The following is a 25522-nucleotide window of genomic DNA, read 5'->3' on the forward strand; positions in this document are numbered from 1 at the left end:
TCCTTTACACCCCGCGCAGCACGTCCACCGGCGAGGTGCGGGTAATCGTTTGCAGCAGCGGCCACGCCGCCACTACCACCAGCAGCGCCCCGGCGGCCAGGCCCATGAACGGTAGCTGCCAGTTGAGGACAAACGGCAGGTCGAACAGTTTTACCGCCACCAGGCTGCCCACCGCCATCGCCCCTATACCGGCCAGCAGGCCGGCCAGCCCGCCCAGCGCCCCCAGCTCCGCCAGCAACACGCTGCGCACCTGCGCGCGCGAGGCGCCCAGCGCCCGCAACAGCGCGGCATCCGCCAGCCGCTCGTTGCGGGTGGTGGCCAGCGCCGCCCACAACACCAGCATACCTGCCAACAGCGTCAGCACGAACATCGCCTCCACCGCCAGCGCCAGCCGCTCGATCACCGCCTTCACCTCGCGCACGATGACGCTGATGTCGATCACCGTCACATTGGGCAATCTGGCCACCAGCCGGTTGTTGAAGCCGGCATCCGGCGCGCGGTAGCTGGCAATGTAACTGGCGTTTTCCTTGCCCAGCCAGCCGCTGGGACCCAGCACGAAGAAATTGGGCTGGAAGCTGTCCCACGCCACCTTGCGCAGGCTGGTCACCGTGGCCTGATAGCGCGTGCCGGCAATATCGAACGCCAGGCGATCGCCCAGACGAATACCCAGCGTATCGGCCAGCCCCTGCTCCACCGAGAACTGCGGCCTGGTGTCGCCGGCGGCCCACCAGCGCCCGGCGCTCAGGTGGTTGCTGGCGCCCAGTTCATCGCGCCAGGACAGGTTGAACTCGCGCTCCACCAGCCGCCGCGCACGGTCGTCCGCATAATCCTCCGCCTTCACCGCGCGGGTGTTGATGCTGAGCAAGCGCGCGCGCGTCATCGGCAGCATCGCAGGCGGTGTGCGGCCAACGTTGCGGAACAGCTGCGCCAGCGCCGGGCGCTGTGGCGGCTGCAAGTTGATCAGGAAGGTATCCGGCGCGTCCGGTGGCAGCGAGCGCTGCCAGGCGCCGATCAGGTCGTCGCGCACCACGGTCAGCGTCAGCAGCGCCATCAGGCTCACCGCCAGCGCCGCCATCTGCAGCACCGCCAGTGCCGGCCGCCGCGCCAGATTGGTCAGCCCGTGCCGCCAGCCGGACTGGCTGCCGCTGGCATAGCGCCCCAGCAGCCACACCAGCGCCCAGGCCAGCAGCGCCACCACCGCCAGAAAGGCAAACAGGCCGCCCAGCAGCCAGGTCGCCAGCGTGGCATCGCCCACCTGCCATGCCGCCAGCCCCAGCAACGCTACCAGCGCCAGCAGCGGTGCCAGCAAGGAGCGGCCGCTGCGCGGCAGATCGGCACGCAGCACCGCCAGCGCCGGTACCTTGCGCAACGCCAGCAAGGGCGGCAAGGCGAAACCAGCCAGCAGGATCAGCGCCGACAGCGGCCCGGACAGCCAGGCCAGCAGCCCCGGCGGCGGCAGTTCATCGCCCAACCATTGCCGCGCCAGATAGATCAGCGCCGCCTGCACGGCAAAGCCCGCCAGCGTGCCCAGCAGCCCACCCAGCAGCGCCAGCCACAGCAGCAGGCTGCCCCACACCGTGGCCACCTCGCGGCTGGTCTGGCCGAACGCGCGTAGCATGGCCACGCTCTGCCAGTGGCGATTCAGATAACGCCGCACCGCCAGCGCCACCGCCGCTGCGGCCAACGTGACCGACAGCACCGCGGACAGCCCGAGAAAGCGGCGTGCCCGCTCCAGCGCGGCACGCACTTCCGGCCGCGCTTCCTCGATGTCTTCCAGCCGCGCGCCGCTCGGCAGCTGCGGCTGCAGCCACTGCCGCATCGCCGTCACCGCCGGTGCCGCGCCGGCGATGAACAGCCGGTAGCGTACCCGGCTGCCTTCCTGCACCAGCCCGGTGGCGGGCAGGTCGGCCAGGTTCAGCAGCACGCGCGGCACAAAGTTGTACAGGTCCACCGCGCCATCCGGCTCGCGCAACACTTCGCCGCTGAGGCGGAAGCTGCGCTGCCCCAGCCGGATGTCGTCGCCCAGCCGCAGCCCCAGTTTTTGCAACAGGCGACCATCCGCCCACACCTCCCCCGCGGCCGGGTGCAGAGCTCCCTGCTTCACCCCGGTGGCAGTGCGCAGCTGCACGTTGCCGCGCAGCGGGTAGCCGGCATCCACCGCCTTGAGGGTAACCAGCGTTGCCTGCTCGCGGGCAAACACCATCGACGGGAAACTGGCGCTGTGCGCGGTGCGCAACTGGCGCGCCGCCGCCTGCTGCTGCCAGGCCGGCGGCGCCGGGTTGCGGCTGTTGACCACCAGGTCGGCCGCCAGCAACTGGCTGGCCTGCCGCGTCAGCGCACTGTCGATGCGGTCGGAGAAGAACGCCACGCTGCTCATCGCCGCCACCGCCACCAGCAGCGCAAACAGCAGCACGGAGAGCTCGCCGGCGCGCATCTCGCGCCACAGCAGCCGCGCGCCCATGCGCAGCGACAGCCGCAGGCTGCCGGCGTTCATGCCGCGCTCCGTTGCAGCTTGCCGTCCTGCAGCCGGTAGATGGCGCTGCAGCGCGCGGCCAGCTCGCTATCGTGCGTCACCAGCACCAGCGCGGTGCCGGCCTCGGCGTTGAGTTCGAACATCAGCGCCACGATCTGGCGGCCGGTGGTCGGGTCGAGGTTGCCAGTGGGCTCGTCGGCAAACAGCACGGTTGGCCGCATCACGAACGCCCGCGCCAGCGCCACCCGTTGCTGCTCGCCGCCGGACAGGTGGCGCGGGTAGTGCGCCAGCCGTGCGGCCAACCCTACCCGCTGCAGCATGGCGCTGGCGGCCTCGCGTGCATCGCGGCGACCGGCCAGCTCCAGCGGCAGCATCACGTTCTCCAGCGCGGTGAGCTGCGGCAGCAGCTGGAAGTTCTGGAACACGAAGCCGACATGCTGGCGCCGCAGCAGCGCACGGCCGTCTTCGTCCAGCCCGGACAGCGGCTGCCCGGCCAGCATCACCTCGCCGGAACTTGCGCTGTCCAGTCCTGCCAGAATGGCCAGCAGCGTGGATTTGCCGCTGCCGGAGGCGCCGACGATGGCCACACTCTGGCCGCTGGCGATGGCCAGCGACACATCGTGCAGGATGTTCAGCGTCTGGCCGTGGTAATCCACTTGCCGCGCCACGTGGCGCGCGCTGAGAATGGCATCTTGTTGCGAAGGAGTGTTCATGTTGTCTGGTCGATCCAAGTTATGGTCCGGCGCCTGGCGCCGTGCCGCGCTGTGCGCGCTGTTGCTGCCCCTCGTCCTGGCCGCGCCTGCCGCGCAGGCCGCCCGCGTGGTGGTGTTCGGCGACAGCATTTCCGCCGGCTACGGCATCAACCCGGCGCAGGGCTGGGTAAACCTGCTGCAGGGCCGGCTAGGCAAACAGCATACGGTGATCAACGCCAGCCTGTCCGGCGAAACCACCGCCGGCGGCCTGAACCGCCTGCCCGCGGTGCTGCAGCAGCACCGGCCGGATGTACTGGTGCTGGAGCTGGGCGGCAACGACGGCCTGCGCGGTCTGCCGCTGGCGGAGATGCAGTCCAACCTCAATGCCATGGTGCGGCTGGCACAGGCGGCCAACGCCCGCGTGATGCTGATCGGCATGGCCCTGCCGCCAAATTATGGCCCGGAATACGGCAGCAAGTTCCAGCAGGTGTACCGCGCGGTGGCCAAGCAGCAGCGGGTCGCGCTGGTGCCGTTGCTGGTGGCCGGCTTCGAGCGCGACCTGAGCCAGTTCCAGAATGACGGCATCCACCCGCTGGCGGCGGCCCAGCCGCGCATGGTGGCCAACGTGCTGCCCGGCCTGCAACCCTTGCTGCGCCAGCACTGAGCGCTGAGTATCCACTGCCCACGCCGTTGTTTTCGCGCCGGAACGCAGCGTTTCGCGCCCCCCACTGGCTTTGCATGCCAGCCGGGTTAACCTTGTGCCGGGCACCGTGCCCACCCGCAGCGGCGGGCCACCTCGCTTCCCACAAGGAAACCGCATGCTCTCCTCGCTCGCCCCCACCCTCGGGCGCCGGGTACTGACCCCGTTCCGCGGCCTGCCGCCATCGGTCTACATCCAGGTGGTCGCCACCCTGATGAATACCATGGGCGGCATCGCCAAACTGTTCCTGCCACTGTTCTTTCTGGAGCGCTACCAGCTGTCCTACGGCAGCATCGGCCTGCTGATGAGCTGCTACGGCATGGGCTGCTTTGCCGGCGCCTATGCCGGCGGCGCGCTGTCCGACCGGCTGGATGCCCGCAAGTTGGCCGCCGGCCTGCTGCTGGCCAGCGGTCTGTGCACGCTCTGCCTGGCCCTGCCGTTGCCGCTATGGGGCTATGCGCCACTGCTGCTGCTCACCGGTCTCGCCGATGGCGGCTTTCGTCCCGGCAATATGCGGCTGGTGCTGGAGCCATGCAGCCCGGAACTGCGGCCAACGGCGCAGGGCCTGTACCGGGTGGCATTCAACCTCGGCACCTCGCTGGCCGGCATCAGTGGTGGCCTGCTGGCGCATTACGGCTACCACTGGGTGTTCATCGCGCAAGGGCTGTGCAGCCTGCTGGCCTGCGGCTGGATGGCCTGGGCCTATCGTCACTATGGCATTGCCCAGCCGGCAAGACACGCCCACAGCGGCCAGCTGGCGAGCGGCAACGCCGGTTCGCCGTGGCGCGATGCGGCGTTTCTGCAGTTCATGCTCGGCCTGCTGCTGATCGTGGCGGTATTCGACCAGATGTACGGCACGCTGGGGCTGTTCCTGCGCCAGCACTACGGTCTGGGGCCGCAGTGGATCGGCTATCTGTTTACCCTTAACGGGCTGATGGTGGTGTGTCTGCAGGTGTGGATTGCGCAGCAGGTGGGCCGCTGGGGGCTGCGGCGCTGTTCGCAGCTGGCGGTGCTGTGCATGGGGGGCAGTTTTCTGCTGCTGAATACCGGCCACGGCGCGCTGTGGGCGGTGCTGGCGATGGCGGTGCTGACCATCGGTGAGCTGCTGCTGTCGCCAACCTGGTCCAGCATCGTGATGCTGCGCTCGGAAGGCCGCCAGCGCGGGCGTTATCTCGGCATCTACAACGCCGCCTGGAGCGGCCGCGCGCTGTACGCGCCGGCCCTGGGCACCTGGGCCTACGGCCAGTTTGGCGGCGCCACGCTGTGGTGGCTGTGCGCGGCCATCGGCCTCATTACCGTGCTGCTGCAAGCCGGGCCGTTACGGCGCATGCTGGCATAGCGATCAGCACCGCCATGACAAAAGCCCTGCCGAGTGGCAGGGCTTTTTTGCAGGCAATCAAAGGTTGGCCGCAGCCAAGCGTTGATTACAGTGCGGCGGCGTTTTCGGCCAGGTAGGAAGCCACGCCTTCGGCGGACGGCTTCATGCCTTTTTTGCCTTTGTTCCAGCCGGCCGGGCACACTTCACCGTGTTCTTCGGTGAACTGCAGCGCGTCAACCATGCGCAGCATTTCGTCCACGTTGCGGCCCAGCGGCAGGTTGTTGACTACCTGGTGCTGTACGGCACCGGACTTGTCGATCAGGAAGGAGCCACGGAAGGCCACGCCACCGTCGGCTTCCACGTCGAACGCCTTGCACAGTTCGTGCTGGATGTCGGCCACCAGGGTGTAGCCAACCTGGCCGATACCGCCTTTTTCCACCGGGGTGTTGCGCCATGCGGCGTGGGAGAACTGGCTGTCGATGGACACGCCGATCACTTCCACGTTGCGGGCCTTGAATTCGGCCAGACGATGGTCGAAGGCGATCAGTTCCGACGGGCACACGAAAGTGAAGTCCAGCGGGTAGAAGAACACCACGGCGTATTTGCCGGCGGTGGCGTCCTTGAAGGAATAGTTGTCAACGATCTGACCATCGCCCAGTACGGCGGAGAAGGTCTTGGAACCATCAAAGAACGGGGCTTGCTTGCCTACGAGTACGGCCATGAGAATCTCCTTGGAAATAGGTTGGTGCCCGGGTGGCCCCGGATGCTGACGCGGTTATAAACGCAGGCCCCCGGAGCGCTCAAATTGAAATTGCCAATTTCGCCGATAGCAACCGGCAATGATGGTGGACAATCCCTAGTTATATGGCTGTCGCGACACGATATTCAAGCGGCACATGCAAGATAAAAGCGGCGGCGCTGCCGCCGGTTGACTGCCGGGCGGGTGCAGCGCACAGGTCATGACCGTAGCCGCCTCGCGCATCATCACCACAAAAAAAAGGGCACCCGTGGGTGCCCTTTTTGCGATTGCGGCCAACCTTAGGCGGTCGGCTCGGCCTTCTGGCGCAGACGCAGGTTCAGTTCGCGCAATTGCTTCTCGTCCACCGCGTTCGGCGCATTGGTCAGCAGACACTGGGCGCGCTGGGTTTTCGGGAAGGCGATCACGTCGCGGATCGACTCGGCACCGGCCATCAGCGTTACCAGACGATCCAGACCGAAGGCCAGACCACCGTGCGGCGGTGCGCCGAACTTCAGGTTGTCCAGCAGGAAGCCGAACTTGTTCTGCTGCTCTTCCGGGCTGATCTTCAGCGCGGCGAACACCTTTTCCTGGATGTCGGCGCGGTGAATACGCACCGAACCGCCACCGATTTCCCAGCCGTTCAGCACCATGTCGTAGGCACGGGCCAGGCAGGCGCCCGGGTTGCTTTCCATCAGTTCCTCGTGACCCGGTTTCGGGCTGGTGAACGGATGGTGGCAAGCGGTCCAGCGGTCGTCTTCCTCGTCGTGTTCGAACATCGGGAAGTCCACCACCCACAGCGGGCGCCATTCCTTCACGAAGTAGCCGCCTTCCAGACCGCGCTCGTGACCGATCTTGATGCGCAGCGCGCCGATGGCCTCGTTCACCACCTTGGCCTTGTCAGCACCGAAGAAAATGATGTCGCCGTTCTGGGCGCCGGTACGCTCGATGATGGCCTTGATGCCGTCAGCGGACAGGAACTTCACGATCGGGGACTGCAGGCCCTCTTCGTTCAGCTTGGATACGTCGTTGACCTTGATGTAGGCCAGGCCCTTGGCGCCGTAGATGCCGACAAACTGGGTGTAGTCGTCGATTTCCTTGCGGCTGATGGTGGAACCACCCGGTACGCGCAGACCTACCACGCGGCCATTGGCCATGTCGGCGGCACCGCGGAACACCTTGAACTCTTCCGACTTCATCACGTCGGTCAGTTCGGTGAACTGCAGGCTCACACGCAGGTCCGGCTTGTCGGAGCCGTAGTAGTACATGGCGTCGGCGTAGCTCATGCGCGGGAACTTGCCCAGCTCCACGTCCATCACGTCGCGGAAGATTTCCTGCGCCATGTTCTCGGTGATGTCCATGATCTCGTCCTCGTTCAGGAACGAGGTCTCGATATCGATCTGGGTGAATTCCGGCTGGCGGTCGGCACGCAGGTCTTCGTCACGGAAGCACTTGGTGATCTGGTAGTAGCGGTCGAAGCCGGCCACCATCAGCAGCTGCTTGAACAGCTGCGGCGATTGCGGCAGCGCGAAGAACTCGCCCGGATGCACGCGCGACGGCACCAGGTAGTCGCGGGCGCCTTCCGGGGTGGAGCGGGTCAGCATCGGGGTTTCGATGTCGATGAAGCCCTGCTTGTCCAGGTGGTTGCGCACACCCATCGCCACCTTGTAGCGCAAGCGCAGGTTCTTCTGCATCGCCGGGCGGCGCAGGTCGATCACGCGGTTGGTCAGACGCACGTTCTCGGACAGGTTCTCATCGTCGATCTGGAACGGCGGCGTCGCCGCGCTGTTCAGGATTTCGATGTTTTTCGCCAGGATCTCGATCTCGCCGGAGATCATCTTGCTGTTGGCGGTGCCGGCCGGGCGCTCGCGCACGATACCGGTGATCGCCAGCACGAATTCGTTACGCGCGCTGTCGGCGGTCTGGAACGCTTCCGGGGTATCCGGATCGATCACCACCTGTACCAGACCTTCACGGTCGCGCAGGTCGATGAAGATCACGCCGCCATGGTCACGGCGGCGGTGGGCCCAGCCTTTTACCGTTACGGTCTGGCCGAGGTATTTCTTGTCGATGAGTCCGCAATAATCGGTGCGCATTGCAATGCCTTATGTGTTGAATTGGGTAGTCGGATAACGATGGTTGGCGCGGAAACAGGGTTGGCCGCCGTGCGGCCAACCCTGTCAATTTCGCTCGTCGCTTGCGGGCAAGCGGGCGGCCTCTGGCGCCGACGGCGCCACCACCCCCATCGAAATCACGTATTTCAGCGCTTCGTCCACGCTCATTTCCAGTTCGCGGGTCTCGCTCTTGGGAACGATGATGAAGTAGCCGGAAGTGGGGTTCGGCGTGGTGGGCACGTAAACGCTCACGTACTCCTCCGCGCCCAGTTCTGCCTTCAGCTGGCCGCTCGGGGCGCCGGTCTGGAACGCCACCGTCCACGCGCCCTGATGCGGAAACCGCACCAGCAGCGCCTTGCGGAAGGCCTGGCCGGAATCGGACAGCAGGGTATCGCTGACCTGCTTCACGCTGTTGTAGATGGTGCTGACCACCGGGGTACGGGTGAGGATCAGCTGCCACAAGTCCAGCAGCCGCTGCCCCAGCACGTTGGCCGCCATGAAGCCGGTACCGATCAGTACGGCAAACGCCAGTACCACGCCCAGGCCCGGAATATCAAAGCCGAACAGGCTTTCCGGACGCCAGACGCGCGGCAACAGGTTGATGGTTTGATCCAGCGTACCGATGATCAGGTTCAGCACCCACAGCGTGATGGCGATCGGCAACCAGATCAGGATCCCGGTTACCAGATAGCCGCGCAGGGTCATCTTGATGTGCTTCATATTGTTTTCAGGCACAACCGCTGCTACCACAACCGCCGCTACCGCAGGCGGGGCCACTGCCACTGTTCTTGAAGTCGGTCACATACCAGCCATTGCCCTTGAGCTGAAAGCCCGCAGCGGACAACTGTTTGGCATAATCGCTACTGCCGCAGGACGGACATTGCGCAATCGGCTCATCGCTCATCTTCTGCAGATGTTCCTTTTGCGTACCACACGCAGCACAACGGTATTCGTAAATCGGCATGTTTTACCACTCCAACTACAACCACGAGAATTATCGAACTATATTGCAGTGCATCAAAACGCACCGCAACAAACAGTTCAGAATAATGGGGCCAGCCTGTCGTCACGACAAGCCTCGGCTGCCAAACCGGCGATTATATCCGACTGATACGCCAATACAAAAACGGTTTCATGGCACTGCAACAGGACCGCTGCAGCATCGCTGCTTCATCAACCGCTACCCGGCTGGCACGCCAGTCTTCCAGGAGTAACCCATGACCCAAGCCCACCTCCCCCTCGCCGGCAAGCGCGGCCTGATCGTCGGCATCGCCAACCAGAACAGCATTGCCTATGGCTGCGCCAAGGTGCTGCATGATCTGGGCGCCGAAGTCGCCATCACCTACCTGAACGAAAAAGCCGAGAAATACGTGCGCCCACTGGCCGAAACGTTGGCCGCACCGCTGCTGCTGCCGCTGAACGTGGAGAACACCGACGAGCTGCAGCAGGTGTTCGCCGCCATCGACGAAACCTGGGGCGAGCTGGATTTTGTCATCCACTCCATCGCCTTCTGCCCGATGGACGACCTGCACGGCCGCGTCACCGACTGCTCGCTGGCCGGTTTCCAGCAGGCGATGCACGTGTCGTGCTACTCCTTCATCGCGATGGCGCGGCTGGCCGAACCGCTGATGAAAAACGGCGGCACGCTGATCACCATGAGCTACTACGGTGCTGACAAGGTGGTGGAGAACTACAACATCATGGGCCCGGTGAAAGCCGCGCTGGAATCCAGCGTGCGCTACATGGCGCACGAGCTGGGCCCCAAGGGCATCCGCGTGCATACCGTGTCGCCCGGCCCGCTGAAAACCCGCGCCGCCAGCGGCATCGCCCACTTCGACCAACTGATCGACAGCGCCATCGAGCGTGCGCCGCAGAACCGGCTGGTCGATATTGAAGATGTCGGCAATGTCTGCGCCTTCCTGGTATCCGACGCCGCGCGCGCGCTGACCGGCGAAGTGACCTACGTCGACGGCGGCTTCAACATCATGGCCTGAGCAGCGACCAGCATGCCGCTGCGCGCGCTGGCCACTACGGCACGGCGCGGCGCAGCTTGCTGGCCGCCTCGATTGCCACGGCGCCGTACCGGCGCTCCGCTCCCCCGCACAGGAACAACAACATGACCCGTGACGAACACGCTTTTGCCGACATCATCGAGCAGGCGCAGGCCAACGGGCCGCGCCCGATGGCGGTGGCCCACCCGTGCAGCACCGAATCCCTGCTCGGTGCGGTGGAGGCGGCCGAACAAGGCATCGCCACCCCGATCCTGGTGGCGCCGCGTGCCAAGCTGCAGAAGTTGGCCGCATCGCTGGACATCGACCTTGGCCGCTTCGAAGTGATCGACGTGGAGCACAGCCACGCCGCCGCCGAGCGCGCGGTGGCGCTGGTGCGCGAAGGCTTTGCCGACATGCTGATGAAAGGCAGCCTGCACACCGACGAATTCATGGCCGCGGTGCTGGACCGCAGCAAGGGCATCCGCACCGACCGCCGCGTCAGCCATGTGTTCGTGATGAAGGTTGAAAGCTACCCGCGCTACCTGTTCATCACCGATGCCGCCATCAATATCGAGCCGGACCTGGAAGCCAAGCGCGACATCTGCCAGAACGCCATCGACCTGTGCCACGCGCTGGGCATTGCCCTGCCCAAGGTGGCGATCCTGTCGGCGGTGGAAACCATCAGCCCCAAGATCCGCTCCACGCTGGATGCGGCGGCACTGTGCAAGATGGCGGACCGCGGCCAGATCAAGGGCGGCGTGCTGGATGGTCCGCTGGCGTTCGACAATGCCATCTCGCACGAGGCTGCCGATACCAAGGGCATTATCTCCCCGGTGGCCGGCGAACCGGATATCCTGCTGGTGCCGGACCTGGAATCCGGCAACATGCTGGCCAAGCAGCTGACCTACCTGGCGGCCGCCGCCAGCGCCGGTATCGTGATGGGCGCCCGCGTGCCCATCGTTCTGACCAGCCGGGCGGATGACGCCGCCGGCCGCCTCGCCTCCAGCGCGGTGGCCAACGTGCTGGCCGCCCACCACAAGAAAGCCTGACCCATGAGCAAGGCCCTGATCGCCGTCAACGCCGGCTCCGCCACCCTGAAGTTCCGCGCCTACAGCCCGGACGGCCGCACCCTGCTGGCGCGCGGCATGGTGGATCGTTTCGGCATGGATGGCAGTACGCTGGAACTGGATGCCGGCAGCCAGCATCAACGGCTGCAACTGGCCGGCAGCAGCCGCGACGAGGCGATCGGCGCCGTGCTCAACCTGCTGGCCGACCTGTCGCTGCAACCGTTGGCAGTGGCGCACCGCGTGGTACATGGTGGCGCGGATTACCAGACGCCGGTGGTGCTGACCGCCGAGGTGCTGGACGACCTGGCGGCACTGATTCCACTGGCGCCGCTGCACCAGCCGGTAAGCCTGGCGGTGATGTCCGCCTTTGCCCGGCTTGATGCGCAGCTGACGCAGATCGCCTGTTTCGACACCGCCTTCCACTGCGGCCAACCTACCATCGCCACCCGCTTCGGCATCGCCCGCCACTGGCACGATGCCGGCATCCGCCGCTACGGTTTTCATGGCCTGTCATATGCGTCGATTGCCCGCCACCTACCGGAGCTGGGCCTGGCCGATGCCCGCGTGGTGGTGCTGCACCTGGGCAGCGGCGCCAGCGCCTGCGCGCTGCACGCCGGGCAGAGCGTGGCGTCCAGCATGGGCTTTTCCGCCCTGGACGGGCTGATGATGGGCAGCCGGCCGGGCAATCTGGACCCGGAAGTAGTGCTGTACTGGATGGAGCACGCCGGCATGGACGTGGCCGCGGTGCGGCAGGAGCTGTACAAGAAAAGCGGTCTGCTCGGTGTCTCCGGTGGCCTGTCCGCCGACATGCGCGAACTGCTGGCCAGCAAGGAGGACGCCGCGCGCGAGGCGGTAGAGCTGTTCTGCTACCGCGCCGCGCGCGAGGTGGCGTCGCTGGCCACCGCCATGCGCGGGCTGGATGCCATCGTGTTCACCGCCGGCATCGGCGAGCGCTCGCCGGAGGTGCGCACCCGCATTCTCAAGCAGTTGGCCTGGCTGGGTTTCGAAGCGGACCTGGCGGCCAACCTGTCGCACGCCACCCGCCTCACGGCCGCCGGCAGCCCGCGTCACGCCTATGTGGTTGCCACCGACGAGGAAGGCGAGATGGCGCGCCAGGCCGCCGCGCTGCTGGCCGGCGACGTGGAGCTGTAAACCGCCGGCGACAGGCACAAGGCGACCACTGCGGGTCGCCTTTTTTGCTGCTGGCGTGCGAGCGCCTAGTTCGCCAGCCAGTCGGTCAGCATCAGCCCAACCCCGACGCCGCGCGAATGATGGTTATAGTCCAGCAGGTTTTCGCCATAGCCTGAAAAGCCCTGCACATAGCCACGCAAGCGCCCGGCCACCGGGAAGGTCCAGTCCAGTTGCAACGCTCCCTTGCCGCGCAGCGCGTTGTAACGCAACTTGCCGCCGATGGTGTGCTCGCCCAGGTGGTAGATGGCCTGCACATCGCCATAGCCCATGAAGCGGTTCATGTCCGGGTTGTCGTCCTGGTTCTCAGCCTCCGGCAGCCGGTACCACCAGCGCCCCAGCAGCGACAGATTGCCGTATTCGGCCCCCAGCATCGCGTACACCCGGTTCCAGCTGCGCGACAGCGGATCGGTCTGGCCATTGGACTGGTGCAGCAGCCCCACCCCGGCCATGCGCAGGCGCCAGTCACCCCAGCGCCAGTGTTGCGGCAACGGCGTGGTCAGCATCAGCTCCGGCTCGTAATCGGTATCACGAAACGGCGACGACTGCCGCTTGTTGTACATCTGCCAGTGCGATTGCTGGGTGTAGCCAAACCACAGGTCGGCCGGTGTGCCCAGCACGTTCTGCCACAGCTTGCTCTTGAACGAGATCTGGTATTTCACCTCGACATTGCTGAGTTTCTGCCCGAACAGCGCCACCGGCTCCTGTGTTGGGCTGCCCGGCCGGGCATTGGGCGAGAACTGGTACCACAGCGGCAGGATGTAGGTGGGCTGGTGCGCGCGCAGCACAAAGGTGCCGATCTTGCTGTCGCCATCCAGATCCCACTGCCGCGCCAGCGGACTGCTGATCGCCGAGGTGACCAGCGGGGCGGCTGGCGGCGGGGCCAGTTCCGGTAACGCGGGAGTGGCCGTGGCCAGCGCCGCATCCTGCGCACTGGCGGCGGGCGCCAGAGATACCGGGGCGCTGGCCGCCGGCGCCGCCCGCGCATCGGCCGGCGTCGCCACAGCGGCGGCCACGGTGGCTTGCGGCAGGTTGGCCGCAGCCCAGGCGTCGTAGCAGGCCAGCCGCGCAGCGGCAGCGGTCAGCGCGACACAATCAGTGGGCGGGGCAGTAGCGTGCGCCAGCAGTGGCACCAGCAACAGGCAGAGCAAACGAAGCGACATGGCGACATCACAAGAAAAAAACGAGAGACCGGCCACGCCCGGCAAAGTGCCCAGAAACACAAAAGGCCCCGCTATTGCGGAGCCTTTGCGCATTCTTTTGCCGTTGCGGCAGATTAGGCAGCCATGGCCTTGATCTGGGCGGACAGACGGCTCTTGTGGCGAGCAGCCTTGTTCTTGTGGAACACGCCCTTGTCAGCGATACGGTCGATCACTTTGGTGGAGGCTTGGAATACTGCCTGAGCAGCAGCCTTGTCACCAGCATCTACAGCCTTGATTACTTTCTTAACTGCAGTGCGGAACGCAGTACGCAGGCTAGCGTTGTGCGCGCGCTGCTTGAGAGCCTGGCGTGCACGCTTGCGAGCTTGTGCGCTGTTAGCCATGTGTTTCTCCTGATGAGCGGAATCTGAAACCGGCGATTCTAAGCCCTAACATGAGGTTTTGCAACAACAAACCCGCCCGCGTAAACTGGCGGGCGTTTTGCTGTTCCAACCCGCTCACTCCCAATCAAAACATGAACTTGCTAAAAGCCCTGGCCAAAGTCAGCAGCATGACCCTGGTATCCCGTGTGCTGGGCTTCGTGCGTGACGCCATTATCGCGCGCGTATTTGGCGCCGGTCTGGCGACCGATGCCTTCTTTGTTGCCTTCAAACTGCCCAACCTGCTGCGCCGCATTTTCGCCGAAGGGGCGTTCTCACAGGCTTTCGTGCCGGTGCTGGCGGAATACAAGGAGCAGCGTGGCGAAGCCGCCACCCGGCTGTTCCTGTCGCATGTCACCGGCACCCTTACCATCGTGCTGACCGCGGTTACCGCGCTGGGCATGTTGGCCGCACCGTGGATCATCTGGATCTCCGCCCCCGGCTTTGCCGACGATGCCGGCAAGATGGCGCTGACCAGCGACCTGCTGCGCATCACCTTTCCTTATATCCTGTTCATTTCGCTGTCGTCGCTGGCCAGCAGCGTGCTCAATACTTGGAACCGCTTTTCGGTGCCGGCGTTCACGCCGACGCTGCTGAACGTATCCTTTATCCTGTGTGCGCTGCTGCTGACCAAGTATTTCCACCCGCCGGTGCTGGTGCTGGGCTGGGCGGTATTCATCGGTGGCGTGGCGCAACTGGCCTACCAGCTGCCCTACCTGAAGCAGCTGGACATGCTGCCAATGCCGCGGCTGGCGCTGCGCGATGCGGCGGTGTGGCGCGTGATACGGCAGATGGGGCCGGCGATTCTGGGGGTGTCCATTGCCCAGGTGTCGCTGGTGATCAACACCATCTTCGCCTCGTTCCTCGCCTCCGGCAGCGTGTCGTGGATGTACTACGCCGACCGGCTGATGGAGTTTCCCACCGGTGTGCTCGGGGTAGCGCTGGGCACCATCCTGCTGCCGTCGCTGTCCAAGTACGCCGCCCGCGGCGACGAGGCGCGCACGGAATTCAGCCATCTGCTGGACTGGGGCATCCGCCTGTCGCTGCTGCTGGCGGTGCCGTCGGCAGTGGGGCTGGCGGTGTTGTCCAAGCCGCTGATCGCCACCCTGTTCATGTACGGCAAGTTCAGCGCCCACGATGCGCTGATGACACAGCAGGCGCTGATTGCCTACGCGGTCGGCCTGACCGGCCTGATCGTGGTGAAGGTGCTGGCGCCCGGCTTCTACGCGCGCCAGAACATCAAGACCCCGGTGAAGATCGGCATCACCACGCTGATTGCCACCCAGCTGATGAACCTGGTGTTCATCGGCCCGCTGGCGCATGCCGGCCTGGCGCTGTCGATCGGCCTGGCTTCGTGCCTGAATGCCGGCCTGCTGTACTACCAGCTGAAGAAACACGGCATCTACCGCCCGGACGCCGGCTGGGGCGGCTTCATCGCCAAGCTGCTGCTGGCCTGCGCGGTGATGACCGCCGCGCTGCTGGCCATCCAGTACGGCATCAGCATCGACTGGCACGGCCACAGCTGGCAGCGCGCGCTGTGGCTGACGCTGCTGGTGCTGATCGGCGCCGTCGCCTACTTCGGCAGCCTGTTCGCGCTGGGCATGCGCCCGCGCCAGTTCATGCGCCGCGCACTATAACGATAACGCCGCCCCGCCACGCCGCGGGGCGGCCGCAAGCCTTGCGGCCAACCTTGCCGGCCCAGCCGCAGCATGAGGACACACCATGAACCCGACTTACACCCCGGAATTCTCCCCGCTAGGCAAGAAGGTGGACTACCAGGACCAGTACGATGCCAGCCTGCTGTTCCCCATTGCCCGCCAGCAAAAACGCGACGAAATCGGTGTCGCCGAGGGCGCGCTGCCGTTTGCCGGCGTGGACCTGTGGACCGGCTACGAGCTGTCGTGGCTGAACGGCAAGGGCAAGCCGCAGGTGGCGATTGCCACCTTCCGCATCCCGGCGGACAGCCCGCGGCTGATCGAGTCCAAATCGTTCAAGCTGTACCTGAACAGCTATAACCAGACCCGCATCGCCAGCTGGCAGCAAGTGGCGGCGCAGCTGGAACTGGACCTGTCCAACGCCGCCGGCGGCAAGGTGACGGTGAGCCTGCTCTCCCCCACCGAATTTGGCCGCGAGCAGATCGTGGAGCTGGCCGGCGACTGCATCGACGAGCTGGACATCGCGGTAGACAACTACGCACCGTGCCCGGATGCGCTCAAGGCCGATGCGGCCAACATCGTCAGCGAAACGCTGACCTCGCAGCTGCTGAAATCCAACTGCCTGGTCACCGGCCAGCCGGACTGGGGCAGCGTCGCCATCAGCTACACCGGGCCGCAGATCGACCGCGAGACCCTGCTGCGCTACCTGATCGGCTTCCGCCAGCACAATGAATTCCACGAGCAGTGCGTCGAGCGCATCTTTGTCGACGTGCTGCGCGCCTGTGCGCCACAGCGGCTTACAGTGTACGCGCGCTACACCCGCCGCGGCGGGCTGGACATCAACCCCTGGCGCAGCAACGACCCGGCCGCCAGCGCGCCGGCCAATGTGCGCACCGCCCGTCAGTAAGCCCGCGGCCAACGTTGGCCGCAGGCTGCCCGCCGCTGTTAAAATCGGCGGCTGATTTTTTTATTGCCAACCGTTTACGGGTACACCAAACACCATGGCTCAATATGTGATGTCCATGCTCCGCGTGAGCAAGATCGTCCCCCCCAAGCGCCAGATCATCAAGGACATTTCGCTGTCCTTCTTCCCGGGCGCCAAGATCGGCCTGCTGGGTCTGAACGGCGCCGGTAAATCCACCGTGCTGAAGATCATGGCCGGCGTGGAGAAGGAATACGACGGCGAAGTGCAGTGGCAGCCGAACCTGAACATCGGCTACCTGCCGCAAGAACCGCAGCTGGATCCGGAAAAAACCGTGCGCGAGGAAGTGGAAAGCGGCATGGGCGACGTGATGGGTGCGCAGAAGCGGCTGGAAGAGGTGTACGCCGCCTATGCCGAAGAAGACGCCGACTTCGACGCGCTGGCCGAAGAACAGGCCAAGCTGGAAGCCATCATCTCCGCCGGCGCCGGCGACAACATCGAACTACAGCTGGAACTGGCCGCCGACGCGCTGCGCCTGCCGCCGTGGGACGCCAAGATCGGCCCGCTGTCCGGCGGTGAAAAGCGCCGCGTGGCGCTGTGCAAGCTGCTGCTGTCCAAGCCGGACATGCTGCTGCTGGACGAACCGACCAACCACCTGGACGCCGAATCGGTGGAGTGGCTGGAACAATTCCTGGTGCGCTTCCCCGGCACCGTGGTGGCGGTGACCCACGATCGCTACTTCCTCGACAACGCCGCCGAATGGATTCTGGAACTGGACCGCGGCGAAGGCATTCCGTGGAAGGGTAACTACTCCAGCTGGCTGGAGCAGAAGGAAGCGCGTCTGGAGCAGGAATCCAAGGGCGAAGCCGCGCGCATGAAGGCGATGAAACAGGAACTGGAATGGGTGCGCCAGAACCCGAAAGGCCGCCAGGCCAAATCCAAGGCGCGTCTGGCCCGCTTCGAGGAACTGTCCAGCTTCGAACACCAGAAGCGCAACGAGACCCAGGAAATCTTCATCCCGGTGGCCGAGCGGCTGGGTAATGAAGTGATCGAATTCGACGGCGTGTCGAAAGGCTTTGGCGACCGCCTGCTGATCGACAACCTGTCGTTCAAGGCCCCGCCGGGCGCCATCGTCGGCATCATCGGCCCCAACGGCGCCGGTAAATCCACGCTGTTCAAGATGATCGCCGGCAAGGAACAGCCGGATGCCGGTAGCGTGAAGATCGGCCAGACCGTGCAGATGGCCTTTGTCGAGCAGAGCCGCGAAGGGCTGGAAGGCGACAAGACCGTGTTCGAGGACGTGTCCGGCGGCGCCGACATCCTCACCGTGGGCAAGTTCGAGATGTCCAGCCGCGCCTACCTTGGCCGCTTCAACTTCAAGGGTGGCGACCAGCAGAAGAAGGTGGGCATGCTGTCCGGTGGCGAACGCGGCCGCCTGCATCTGGCCAAGACGCTGCTCAAGGGCGGCAACGTGTTGCTGCTGGATGAACCGTCCAACGACCTGGACGTGGAAACCCTGCGCGCGCTGGAAGACGCGCTGCTGGAATTCGCCGGCACCGTGTTCGTGATCTCCCACGACCGCTGGTTCCTCGACCGTATCGCCACCCACATCCTGGCGGCGGAAGGCGAATCGCAGTGGACCTTCTTCGACGGCAACTATCAGGAATACGAGGCCGACAAGAAGAAGCGTCTGGGCGAGGAAGGTGCCAAGCCCAAGCGTATCCGCTACAAGCCGATCACCCGCTAAGCCAGCGCGGCGGGCTCTGCCCGCCGTATCCGCCCGCGCCACTGTGCGCGGGCTTTTTATTGCCGTTCTTATCTATACGCGACAAATGTATATATATTTGCCTCCGTCATTAGCATCCGCTCTAAGGATGCGGTAGAACAGCCAGGCAAACCGGCGCAAAGACGCCTTTACACCAAAGAGGAGACTTCATGAACTTCAAGACTGCACTCGCGCTTGGCGCCCTGTGTGCCCTGCCGGTCCTGGCCCAGGCCCAGGTTGTCCGCATCGTCACCGACATCAGCTACCCGCCGTTCTCCAAGCAGGCTGCCGACGGCAGCATCACCGGCTTCGACCCGGACATCGCCCGCGCCGTGTGCGCCGAAGCCAAGCTGCAGTGCGAGCTGAAAGCCATGGACTTTGACGGCATCATCCCGGCGCTGCAGGCCAAGAAGTTCGAGGTCGCCATTGCCTCGATGAGCATCACCCCGGAACGCGCCAAGGTGGTGGACTTCAGCGATATGTACTTCAACGTGCCGGGCCGTCTGCTGGCACCGGAAGGCACCAAGATCGACGATGCCTGGTACAAGGGCAAGAATATCGGTGTGCTGCGCAGCGCCGTGCAGCAGCAGGAAGGCACCGACAAGATGAAGCCGAAAGGAGCCAGCATCAAGATCTACGGCAAGATCACCGATGCCTTCCTCGACCTGTCCAGCAAGCGTCTGGATGCGGTGTTCCTGGAATCCACCGTGGGTGAGGAAGACTTCCTGAAAACCCCGAAGGGCAAGGGCTACGCCTTTGTCGGCCCGGTGTTCAACGACCCGAAGTACTACCAGGGTTGCGGTATCGCCGTGCAGAAGGGTAACAAGGAGCTGCTGACCAAGATCAACGTGGCGCTGAAGAAGATTCTGACCGACGGCACCTACAAGAAGATCCAGGGCAAATACTTCAAGAACGACATCTACCCGTTCAAGTAAGCTGCCCGCCTGCGGCCAACGTTGGCCGCATCGCCCGAGAAACCCCGTGCCCGTGCGCGGGGTTTTTTTGCATCCGCCATCCGCAGCCGCCACATGAATTTCTCTCATGCCCCGATGGCGATTAATCATTTGTGACACTGCGGTGCCGCGATTAGCCTAGCTTCAACGGCCCAGATCGCCGCGACTACAAAAGAGAAATGGAGATCGTCATGAACTGCAAGCATGCCCTCGCGCTGTCCCTGTTGTGCTCCCTGCCGCTGTTGGCCAACGCCCAGACCGTGCGCATCGTTACCGACGTCAGCTACCCGCCGTTCTCCAAGGTGAATCCGGACGGCAGCATCGTCGGTTTCGACCCGGACATCGCCCGCGCCATCTGTGCCGAAGCCAAATTGCAGTGCGAACTGAAAACCATGGACTTCGACGGCATCATCCCGGCCGTACAGGCCAAGAAATTCGAACTGGCCATCGCCTCGATGAACATCACCCCGGAACGCGCCAAGGCGGTGGACTTCAGCGATATGTACTTCAACATTCCGGGCCGCCTGATCGCCAAGGAAGGCACCAAGATCGACGACGCCTGGTTCAAGGGCAAGACCATCGGCGTGCTGCGTACCTCCATCCAGCGCGAGGAAGCCACCGCCAAGTGGGTACCGAAGGGCGTGAAGCTGAAGCTGTACGGCAAGGTGACCGACAGCTTCCTCGACCTGAACAACAAGCGACTGGATGCGGTGTACCTGGATGCCAACGTCGGTGACGAGGACTTCCTGAAGAAGCCGATGGGCAAGGGCTATTCCTTTGTCGGCCCGGTATACAACGATCCGAAGTACTACATGGGCTCCGGCATCGCAGTGCAGAAAGGCAACAAGGAGCTGCTGGCCAAGGTCAACGCCGCGCTGAAGAAAGTCATCGACAACGGCACCTACAAGCAGATCCAGCACAAGTACTTCAGCTACGACATCTATCCGTTCAAGTAAGCGCCTGATTTCTGTCGACCTGTCGCCGGGGCGTCCTGCCCCGGCCTGAAAGCCCCGCCATGACCCGCACCGCCTACGCCGAAATCAATCTGCCCGCCCTGCGCCACAACTACGCCGTGGCCAAGCGCCAGCTGCCGCACACCAAGGTGTGGGCGGTGGTGAAGTCCAATGGCTACGGCCATGGCCTGCTGCGCGTGGCGCAGGCGTTGCCGCAGGCCGACGGCTTTGCGCTGATCAACCTGGAAGACGCGCTGGCGCTACGCCACGCCGGCGTGCGCGCGCCGATCCTGCTGCTGGAAGGCGCCATCGAGGCGCGCGAGCTGGAGGAAGCGCATGCCTGGCAGCTGGACGTGGTGGTGCGCTCCGAGCACCAGCTGCAGTGGCTGCATGCCTGCGGCCAACCTTTACGCGTGTGGGTGAAGGTCAACACCGGCATGAACCGCTTCGGCTTCGTCCCCGAGCGGGCGATTGCGGTGGTGGCCGAACTGCGCGCGCTGGGCTGCCAGGTGGCCGGGCTGATGACGCACTTTGCCTGCGCCGACGATCTGGCCATCAAGCTGGATGCGCCGTGGCAACGTTTCATGCAGGTGGTGGACGCCACCGACCTGCCGTTCACCGCCGCCAACAGCGCCGCCACCCTGCGCGCGCCGCTGACCCACGGCGCCGCGGTGCGTCTGGGCGGCCTGCTGTACAACAACAACCCGTTCTATCCGGACACCCGGCTGTGGCTGGACGGGCTGCAACCGGTGATGCGCTTTGCCGCGCGCATCGTGCACACCAGCGAGCTGCAGGCCGGCGACAGCATCGGCTATGGCGCGGCCTTTACCGCCGCCAAACCGATGCGCATCGGCATCGTCGGCGCCGGCTATGGCGACGGCTATCCGCGCGCCGCCCCCAGCGGCACCCCGGTGCTGGTGAATGGCCAGCGGGTACCGCTGGTTGGCCGCGTGGCGATGAACGTGCTGGCCATTGACCTGACCGAGCAGCCGCAGGTGGGCATCGGCGACGAGGTGACGCTGTGGGGCGATGCACGCCTCAGCTGCGACGAGATCGCCTGGCGCTGCGGCACCATCAGCGAAGAACTGCAGTGCGCATTGACGAGCCGGTTGCCAATACGGCAGATTGTGGCGGACAACACTTTGTCCCCCCTGCCCGATGACCAAACTGCCCCCGCTCAATGCCTTGCGTATCTTTGAAGCGGTCGCCCGCCTGCAAAGCTTTACCAAGGCCGCCGAAACGCTGTACCTGACCCAAAGCGCGGTCAGCCACCAGGTGCGCAACCTGGAAGAACACTTCGGCTTTCCGCTGCTGGTGCGCAGCCAGCGCGGTATCGCGCTGACCCCGGAAGGCGCCACGCTGCAACACTGCCTGCGCGACGCGCTGCAGCAGATCAGCGATACCTGCGAACAGCTCAGCCAGCGCCAGCACAGCATCCGCATCAAATCGCCGCCATCCATCGCCGTACGCTGGCTGGTGCCACAGCTGCAGGACTTCAAGGCGCAGTTTCCCGACCTGGACATCAACGTCAGCACGGTGTGGGAAGAAAAACCGGCCTTCGACTGGGGGCTGTTCGACCTCGCCATCCAGTACGGCGAAGGCGACTGGCCCGGCGTCAACATCGAGCTGCTGCACCGCGAGGTGCTGACCCCGGTGGCCTCTCCCGCCCTGCTGAAGGGCAACACCCAACTGAGCATCGAGCAGCTGGCCGACTACACCCTAATCCACACCAGCCGCGATCGCCACGACTGGCAGCTGTGGCTGGGCACGCCGTGGCCGAAAGGGCAGAAAGAACTGCTGTTCGACGCCGACGTGATGGGCATCGAAGCCGCGCGTCATGGCCTGGGCATCGCACTGGTGGACCCGTTCATCGTGCAAGATGCGCTGGGCGACGGCAGCCTGATCACGCCATGCAGCCGCACCGTGCCCTCCGGCAAGGGCTATTTCCTGGTACTGCCACCACATGATCGCCACCTGCGGCGGGTGCAACCGCTGGTGAACTGGCTGCAGCAGGCGGTGTAAGCGCCCGGCTGCAGCAGCACTCCGCCAGCCCAAAACAAAAAAGCCCGCAGTTGCGGGCTTTTTGTTGCTTGCTGATGCTGCAGCAGCAATCAGGCAAAGATAGTCGGTTGCTGGTAGTCACCGGCACGAGCGAAGATCGTCGGCTGCTGGTAGTCACCGGCACGAGCAAAGATCGTCGGCTGCTGGTAGTCACCGGCACGAGCGAAGATCGTCGGCTGCTGGTAGTCACCGGCACGAGCGAAGATCGTCGGCTCTTGGTAGTCACCAGCACGAGCGAAGATAGTCGGCTCTTGGTAGTCACCTGCACGAGCGAAGATAGTCGGCTCTTGGTAGTCCCCAGCACGAGCGAAGATAGTCGGCTCTTGGTAGTCGCCAGCACGAGCGAAGATTGTCGGCTCTTGGTAGTCACCAGCACGAGCGAAGATAGTCGGCTCTTGGTAGTCGCCAGCACGAGCGAAGATCGTCGGCTCTTGGTAGTCACCGGCACGAGCGAAGATAGTCGGCTCTTGGTAGTCACCAGCACGAGCGAAGATAGTCGGCTCTTGGTAGTCGCCAGCACGAGCGAAGATAGTCGGCTCTTGGTAGTCACCGGCGCGGGCAACAGTCTGAGCATTGGCGATACCAGCGAAAGCGGCGAACAGAGCGGCAACAAGTACAAACTTTTTCATGATGTATTCCTTTCAATAAGCGACCCGTTTACTCAGGGCCGTAATTCGTTCAGTTTTTTTCCACCTTGTTCATGCATTTAATGAACAGTCGCAATACGTTTGTAATGCTTGTCTTGCTTAATAGTTCTAGTAATGTAGTAACTATAGTTACTATCAACGCTAGGATAAAGCAGAATGATTTGAATCAGTCGTTTTGTATTTTTGAACGAAATGAACGGAACTCTTTCCCCTATCAATTCGGCAACCATCATCAAGCGCTACGGTGGCATGACTCCCTGTCCATGCCACATCTGGTAACTCAGGAGAGATGGCGCAGCAATGCGCCTAGCTTCGACAGGGCACAATAAAAAAAGCTCCCGCGCAGGGAGCTTTTCTTGATGCAAAACAATGATATATCTAAACATCATTATCAAACACCCAGGCATCCATGGTAACCGACGCGTATTCGATGCCACGGTGCAGGCTGCGGCCAACCTTGCCGTCGGCGGCGCCCAGGGCAAAGAACAACGGCAGCAGGTGTTCATCGGTGGGATGGTTCTGGCGGGCAAACGGCGCCTGTGCCTGCCAATCCAGCAGTGCCGGCACATCGCCCTGCTGCACGCGCAGCGCCACCCAGTCGGCAAAGGCTTGCGCCCAGGGCTGTGGCGGGGTGTCCGGCGCGCCCAGCGCATACAGGTTATGGGTGATGCTGCCGGAGCCGATGATCAGGATGTCCTGCGCGGCCAGTGCCGCCAGCGCCTGCCCCAGTCGATAGTGCGTCGCAGCGTCCTGCCGCGGCAGCGTGGACAGCGTCACCACCGGAATATCCGCATCCGGGTACATCATCAGCAGCGGTACCCAGGCGCCATGATCCATGCCGTCGGCCGGATCCTGCTGGTGGGCGATGCCGGCGGCGGTCAGCGCATCGCTCACCGTCTGTGCCAGCGCCGCATCGCCGTGTGCCGGGTAGCTCAGGCGATACAGTTCGCGGGGAAAGCCGCCAAAGTCATGCACCGTGCGCCACTGTGCGGCGCTGCCCACCAGCGGCTGCAACGCCAGATAGTGGGCGGACATGATGACGATGCCGCGCGGACGCGGCAGCTGGGCCGCATGGGCCTGCCAGATGTGGCGGGCCGGCGAGGCGTTGATCAGCACATCCGGGCCGCCGTGCGAGATAAACAGTGGGGCGATGGTCATGGTATTGCTCCGGCAAACCGACGCGGCCGGTGGCCGCGTCGGGATTCAAAATACGCGATTCAAAATATCTGCAGTTGCTCAGCGTTCACGGCGGCCCAGCGGCTTCAGCGCCAGCGCGCCATCTCCCAGCAGCGCCTGCACCAGTGCCGCTACCGCCAGGAACACCGGGTATTCCCAGCCGCCGCCCTGGTTGCTGAACACCCAGCCATTGCCGCCGTGGCCGAAGATGGCGGCGCCCAGCAGCAGCGGCACCAGCAGCAACGACACCTGACGCGCGGCCACGCCCAGCAGGATCAGCGCGCCACCGCCCAGCTCGGCGACGATGGTGACATAGCCCAGCCAGCCCGGCAGGCCAATGCTTGCGAAGTAGCCGGCAGTTCCGGCCGGGGTGAACACCAGGACCTTCATCAGGCCGTGGGCGAGAAACATAATGCCAAGTGCCAGACGCAACAGCAGGGCGGCATAAGGCGCGGTGCGGGTATCGATCATGATGCTTTCCTTTCGGTGGGTGGTGCTGCGTGTCACAGCGATGAGTGCATTAAACACCTTGCCAGAAAGCAAATAAACCGCTATTCAGGCAATTGATTCACCACCAAAAAGAAACAATCATGGACAAGCTGGTGGCACTGCGGGTGTTTCACACCATTCACGATAGCGGCAGCTTTGTCGCCGCCGCCGGCCGGCTGGAGATGTCCACCGCCATGGTCAGCAAGTACGTCAGCGCGCTGGAGCAGGAGCTGGGCACCCGCCTGATTCAGCGCACCACCCGGCGGCTGGCATTTACCGAAGCCGGGCTGGATTACGCCCGCCGCACCGCGCTGGTGCTGGCACAGCTGGAAGAAGCCGATGCCGCCGCGATGCAGCAGAGCCTGGAGGCACGCGGCACGCTGCGCATGGCGGCGCCGCTGTCGTTCGGCATGCGCTACCTGGGCGACTGGCTGGCCGAGCTGCGCTGCCGTCACCCGCTGCTGCAGGTGGAGCTGGAGCTGTCCGACCGCCAGGTTGACCTGGTGGAAGACGGCTTCGACCTGGCGCTACGCATCAGCACCCAGCCGCTGGGCGGCGGGCTGATTGCGCGGCCGCTGGGGCGCATCGACATGCTGCTGTGCGCAGCGCCCTCCTATCTTGCGGCCAACGGTACCCCGCAGACGCCGCAGGATCTGCTGCAGCACAGCTGCCTGCGCTACCAGCAGGGCAGCCTGCCACAGGCATGGCGCTTCTGGCACGGCGAAGAGGAAACCGCGGTGGCGGTGGATGGCCCGCTGCAGAGCAATAACGGCGACGTACTGGTCAGCGCCGCCGTGGCCGGCATGGGCATCCTGTTCCAGCCGCGCTTTCTGCTGGAAGACGCGCTGCAACGCGGCCAGCTGCAGCCGGTGCTGACGCAGTACCGCACGCGCAGCGCCGATGTCTACGTGGTGTATCCGGCGCGGCGTTATCTGCCGATGAAGGTGCGCGTGCTGATCGAGCTGCTGCAGGATATGCTCGCCCGGCTCGGCCCGCCTGCCCCATCGGCCAGTGCCTGATATCCTGTGCTAGCGCACGGCTTG

Annotated in this window: 24 protein-coding genes; 13 read left to right on the forward strand and 11 right to left on the reverse strand. The window is 64.5% G+C overall.

Annotation, left to right across the window (positions count from 1 at the left end; all coding sequences use genetic code 11):
* Window positions 1-4 precede the first annotated feature (4 nt).
* Together ABNW52_RS12025 and ABNW52_RS12030 are read right to left on the reverse strand one after the other, a co-directional pair.
* The gene (locus ABNW52_RS12025; RefSeq protein WP_349588071.1) at window positions 5-2494 is read right to left on the reverse strand and encodes an ABC transporter permease; all 2490 of its coding nucleotides are present in this window, start codon (window positions 2492-2494) and stop codon (window positions 5-7) included.
* Complete coding sequence (locus ABNW52_RS12030; protein ID WP_349588073.1) at window positions 2491-3186, reverse strand: ABC transporter ATP-binding protein; 696 nt, start codon at window positions 3184-3186, stop codon at window positions 2491-2493. Before ABNW52_RS12030 ends, ABNW52_RS12025 begins: the two co-directional genes overlap by 4 nt.
* Here ABNW52_RS12030 and ABNW52_RS12035 point away from each other — a divergent pair.
* Entirely contained in the window at window positions 3185-3829 is a 645-nt protein-coding gene (locus ABNW52_RS12035; protein ID WP_349588075.1) for an arylesterase, read from the forward strand. The two genes, ABNW52_RS12030 and ABNW52_RS12035, sit on opposite strands and share 2 nt — an antisense overlap.
* 154 nt (window positions 3830-3983) lie before the next feature.
* Window positions 3984-5204, forward strand: coding sequence for an MFS transporter (locus tag ABNW52_RS12040; RefSeq protein WP_349588077.1), 1221 nt, complete (start codon window positions 3984-3986; stop codon window positions 5202-5204).
* A gap of 85 nt (window positions 5205-5289) precedes the next feature.
* On the opposite strand, the gene ABNW52_RS12045 is transcribed toward ABNW52_RS12040, so the two are convergent.
* The 4 genes from ABNW52_RS12045 to ABNW52_RS12060 all read right to left on the reverse strand — a co-directional run bounded on the left by ABNW52_RS12045 (window position 5290) and on the right by ABNW52_RS12060 (window position 8997).
* Window positions 5290-5904, reverse strand: a complete 615-nt coding sequence (locus ABNW52_RS12045; protein WP_349588079.1) for a peroxiredoxin — start codon at window positions 5902-5904, stop codon at window positions 5290-5292.
* 317 nt (window positions 5905-6221) lie between these two features.
* Complete coding sequence (aspS, locus tag ABNW52_RS12050) at window positions 6222-8015, reverse strand: aspartate--tRNA ligase (protein WP_349588082.1); 1794 nt, start codon at window positions 8013-8015, stop codon at window positions 6222-6224.
* A gap of 84 nt (window positions 8016-8099) precedes the next feature.
* Window positions 8100-8753: a DUF502 domain-containing protein gene (locus tag ABNW52_RS12055; RefSeq protein WP_349588084.1), complete on the reverse strand. Its 654-nt coding sequence runs from the start codon at window positions 8751-8753 to the stop codon at window positions 8100-8102.
* 7 nt (window positions 8754-8760) lie between these two features.
* The gene (locus ABNW52_RS12060) at window positions 8761-8997 is read right to left on the reverse strand and encodes an FmdB family zinc ribbon protein (RefSeq protein ID WP_349588086.1); all 237 of its coding nucleotides are present in this window, start codon (window positions 8995-8997) and stop codon (window positions 8761-8763) included.
* A 253-nt stretch (window positions 8998-9250) separates the two neighbouring features.
* On the opposite strand from ABNW52_RS12060, the gene fabI reads away from it, so the two are divergent.
* The 3 genes from fabI to ABNW52_RS12075 all read left to right on the forward strand — a co-directional run bounded on the left by fabI (window position 9251) and on the right by ABNW52_RS12075 (window position 12243).
* A complete protein-coding gene (gene fabI, locus ABNW52_RS12065) occupies window positions 9251-10027 on the forward strand; it encodes an enoyl-ACP reductase FabI (protein WP_349588087.1) in 777 nt (258 codons plus the stop codon).
* A gap of 122 nt (window positions 10028-10149) precedes the next feature.
* Window positions 10150-11073: a phosphate acetyltransferase gene (locus ABNW52_RS12070; protein WP_349588090.1), complete on the forward strand. Its 924-nt coding sequence runs from the start codon at window positions 10150-10152 to the stop codon at window positions 11071-11073.
* Between the two features lie 3 nt (window positions 11074-11076).
* Window positions 11077-12243: an acetate/propionate family kinase gene (locus ABNW52_RS12075; protein WP_349588092.1), complete on the forward strand. Its 1167-nt coding sequence runs from the start codon at window positions 11077-11079 to the stop codon at window positions 12241-12243.
* Window positions 12244-12308: 65 nt separating this feature from the next.
* Here the strand turns inward: ABNW52_RS12075 and ABNW52_RS12080 are convergent, their stop codons facing one another.
* Window positions 12309-13442 (reverse strand): phospholipase A, encoded by a 1134-nt coding sequence (locus tag ABNW52_RS12080; protein WP_349588094.1) that lies wholly within the window; start codon window positions 13440-13442, stop codon window positions 12309-12311.
* Between the two features lie 113 nt (window positions 13443-13555).
* Window positions 13556-13822, reverse strand: coding sequence for a 30S ribosomal protein S20 (gene rpsT, locus ABNW52_RS12085; RefSeq protein ID WP_349588097.1), 267 nt, complete (start codon window positions 13820-13822; stop codon window positions 13556-13558).
* Window positions 13823-13953: 131 nt separating this feature from the next.
* Here rpsT and murJ point away from each other — a divergent pair, with 131 nt between their 5' ends.
* The 7 genes from murJ (at window position 13954) to ABNW52_RS12120 (ending at window position 22128) form a co-directional block, all read left to right on the forward strand.
* Window positions 13954-15495, forward strand: a complete 1542-nt coding sequence (gene murJ / locus ABNW52_RS12090) for a murein biosynthesis integral membrane protein MurJ (RefSeq protein WP_349588099.1) — start codon at window positions 13954-13956, stop codon at window positions 15493-15495.
* Window positions 15496-15580: 85 nt separating this feature from the next.
* The gene (gene queF / locus ABNW52_RS12095; RefSeq protein ID WP_349588101.1) at window positions 15581-16420 is read left to right on the forward strand and encodes an NADPH-dependent 7-cyano-7-deazaguanine reductase QueF; all 840 of its coding nucleotides are present in this window, start codon (window positions 15581-15583) and stop codon (window positions 16418-16420) included.
* Between the two features lie 94 nt (window positions 16421-16514).
* The gene (ettA, locus tag ABNW52_RS12100; RefSeq protein WP_349588103.1) at window positions 16515-18182 is read left to right on the forward strand and encodes an energy-dependent translational throttle protein EttA; all 1668 of its coding nucleotides are present in this window, start codon (window positions 16515-16517) and stop codon (window positions 18180-18182) included.
* Window positions 18183-18370: 188 nt separating this feature from the next.
* Window positions 18371-19135: a transporter substrate-binding domain-containing protein gene (locus ABNW52_RS12105; RefSeq protein WP_349588104.1), complete on the forward strand. Its 765-nt coding sequence runs from the start codon at window positions 18371-18373 to the stop codon at window positions 19133-19135.
* Between the two features lie 209 nt (window positions 19136-19344).
* A complete protein-coding gene (locus ABNW52_RS12110; RefSeq protein ID WP_349588106.1) occupies window positions 19345-20109 on the forward strand; it encodes a transporter substrate-binding domain-containing protein in 765 nt (254 codons plus the stop codon).
* A gap of 59 nt (window positions 20110-20168) precedes the next feature.
* The gene (alr, locus tag ABNW52_RS12115; protein ID WP_349588107.1) at window positions 20169-21305 is read left to right on the forward strand and encodes an alanine racemase; all 1137 of its coding nucleotides are present in this window, start codon (window positions 20169-20171) and stop codon (window positions 21303-21305) included.
* The gene (locus ABNW52_RS12120) at window positions 21265-22128 is read left to right on the forward strand and encodes a LysR substrate-binding domain-containing protein (protein WP_349588109.1); all 864 of its coding nucleotides are present in this window, start codon (window positions 21265-21267) and stop codon (window positions 22126-22128) included. The genes alr and ABNW52_RS12120 overlap by 41 nt, the downstream gene beginning before the upstream one ends.
* 89 nt (window positions 22129-22217) lie before the next feature.
* On the opposite strand, the gene ABNW52_RS12125 is transcribed toward ABNW52_RS12120, so the two are convergent.
* From ABNW52_RS12125 to ABNW52_RS12135, 3 genes are all read right to left on the reverse strand, one after another.
* Window positions 22218-22796 (reverse strand): hypothetical protein, encoded by a 579-nt coding sequence (locus ABNW52_RS12125; protein WP_349588111.1) that lies wholly within the window; start codon window positions 22794-22796, stop codon window positions 22218-22220.
* Window positions 22797-23192: 396 nt separating this feature from the next.
* Complete coding sequence (locus ABNW52_RS12130; RefSeq protein WP_349588114.1) at window positions 23193-23972, reverse strand: DODA-type extradiol aromatic ring-opening family dioxygenase; 780 nt, start codon at window positions 23970-23972, stop codon at window positions 23193-23195.
* A 78-nt stretch (window positions 23973-24050) separates the two neighbouring features.
* The gene (locus ABNW52_RS12135) at window positions 24051-24461 is read right to left on the reverse strand and encodes a DoxX family protein (protein WP_349588116.1); all 411 of its coding nucleotides are present in this window, start codon (window positions 24459-24461) and stop codon (window positions 24051-24053) included.
* Window positions 24462-24580: 119 nt separating this feature from the next.
* On the opposite strand from ABNW52_RS12135, the gene ABNW52_RS12140 reads away from it, so the two are divergent.
* Window positions 24581-25498 (forward strand): LysR family transcriptional regulator, encoded by a 918-nt coding sequence (locus ABNW52_RS12140; RefSeq protein WP_349588118.1) that lies wholly within the window; start codon window positions 24581-24583, stop codon window positions 25496-25498.
* Window positions 25499-25522: the final 24 nt, after the last annotated feature.

The organism is Vogesella oryzagri, from assembly GCF_040148885.1.
Classification (GTDB): Bacteria; Pseudomonadota; Gammaproteobacteria; order Burkholderiales; family Chromobacteriaceae; genus Vogesella; species Vogesella oryzagri.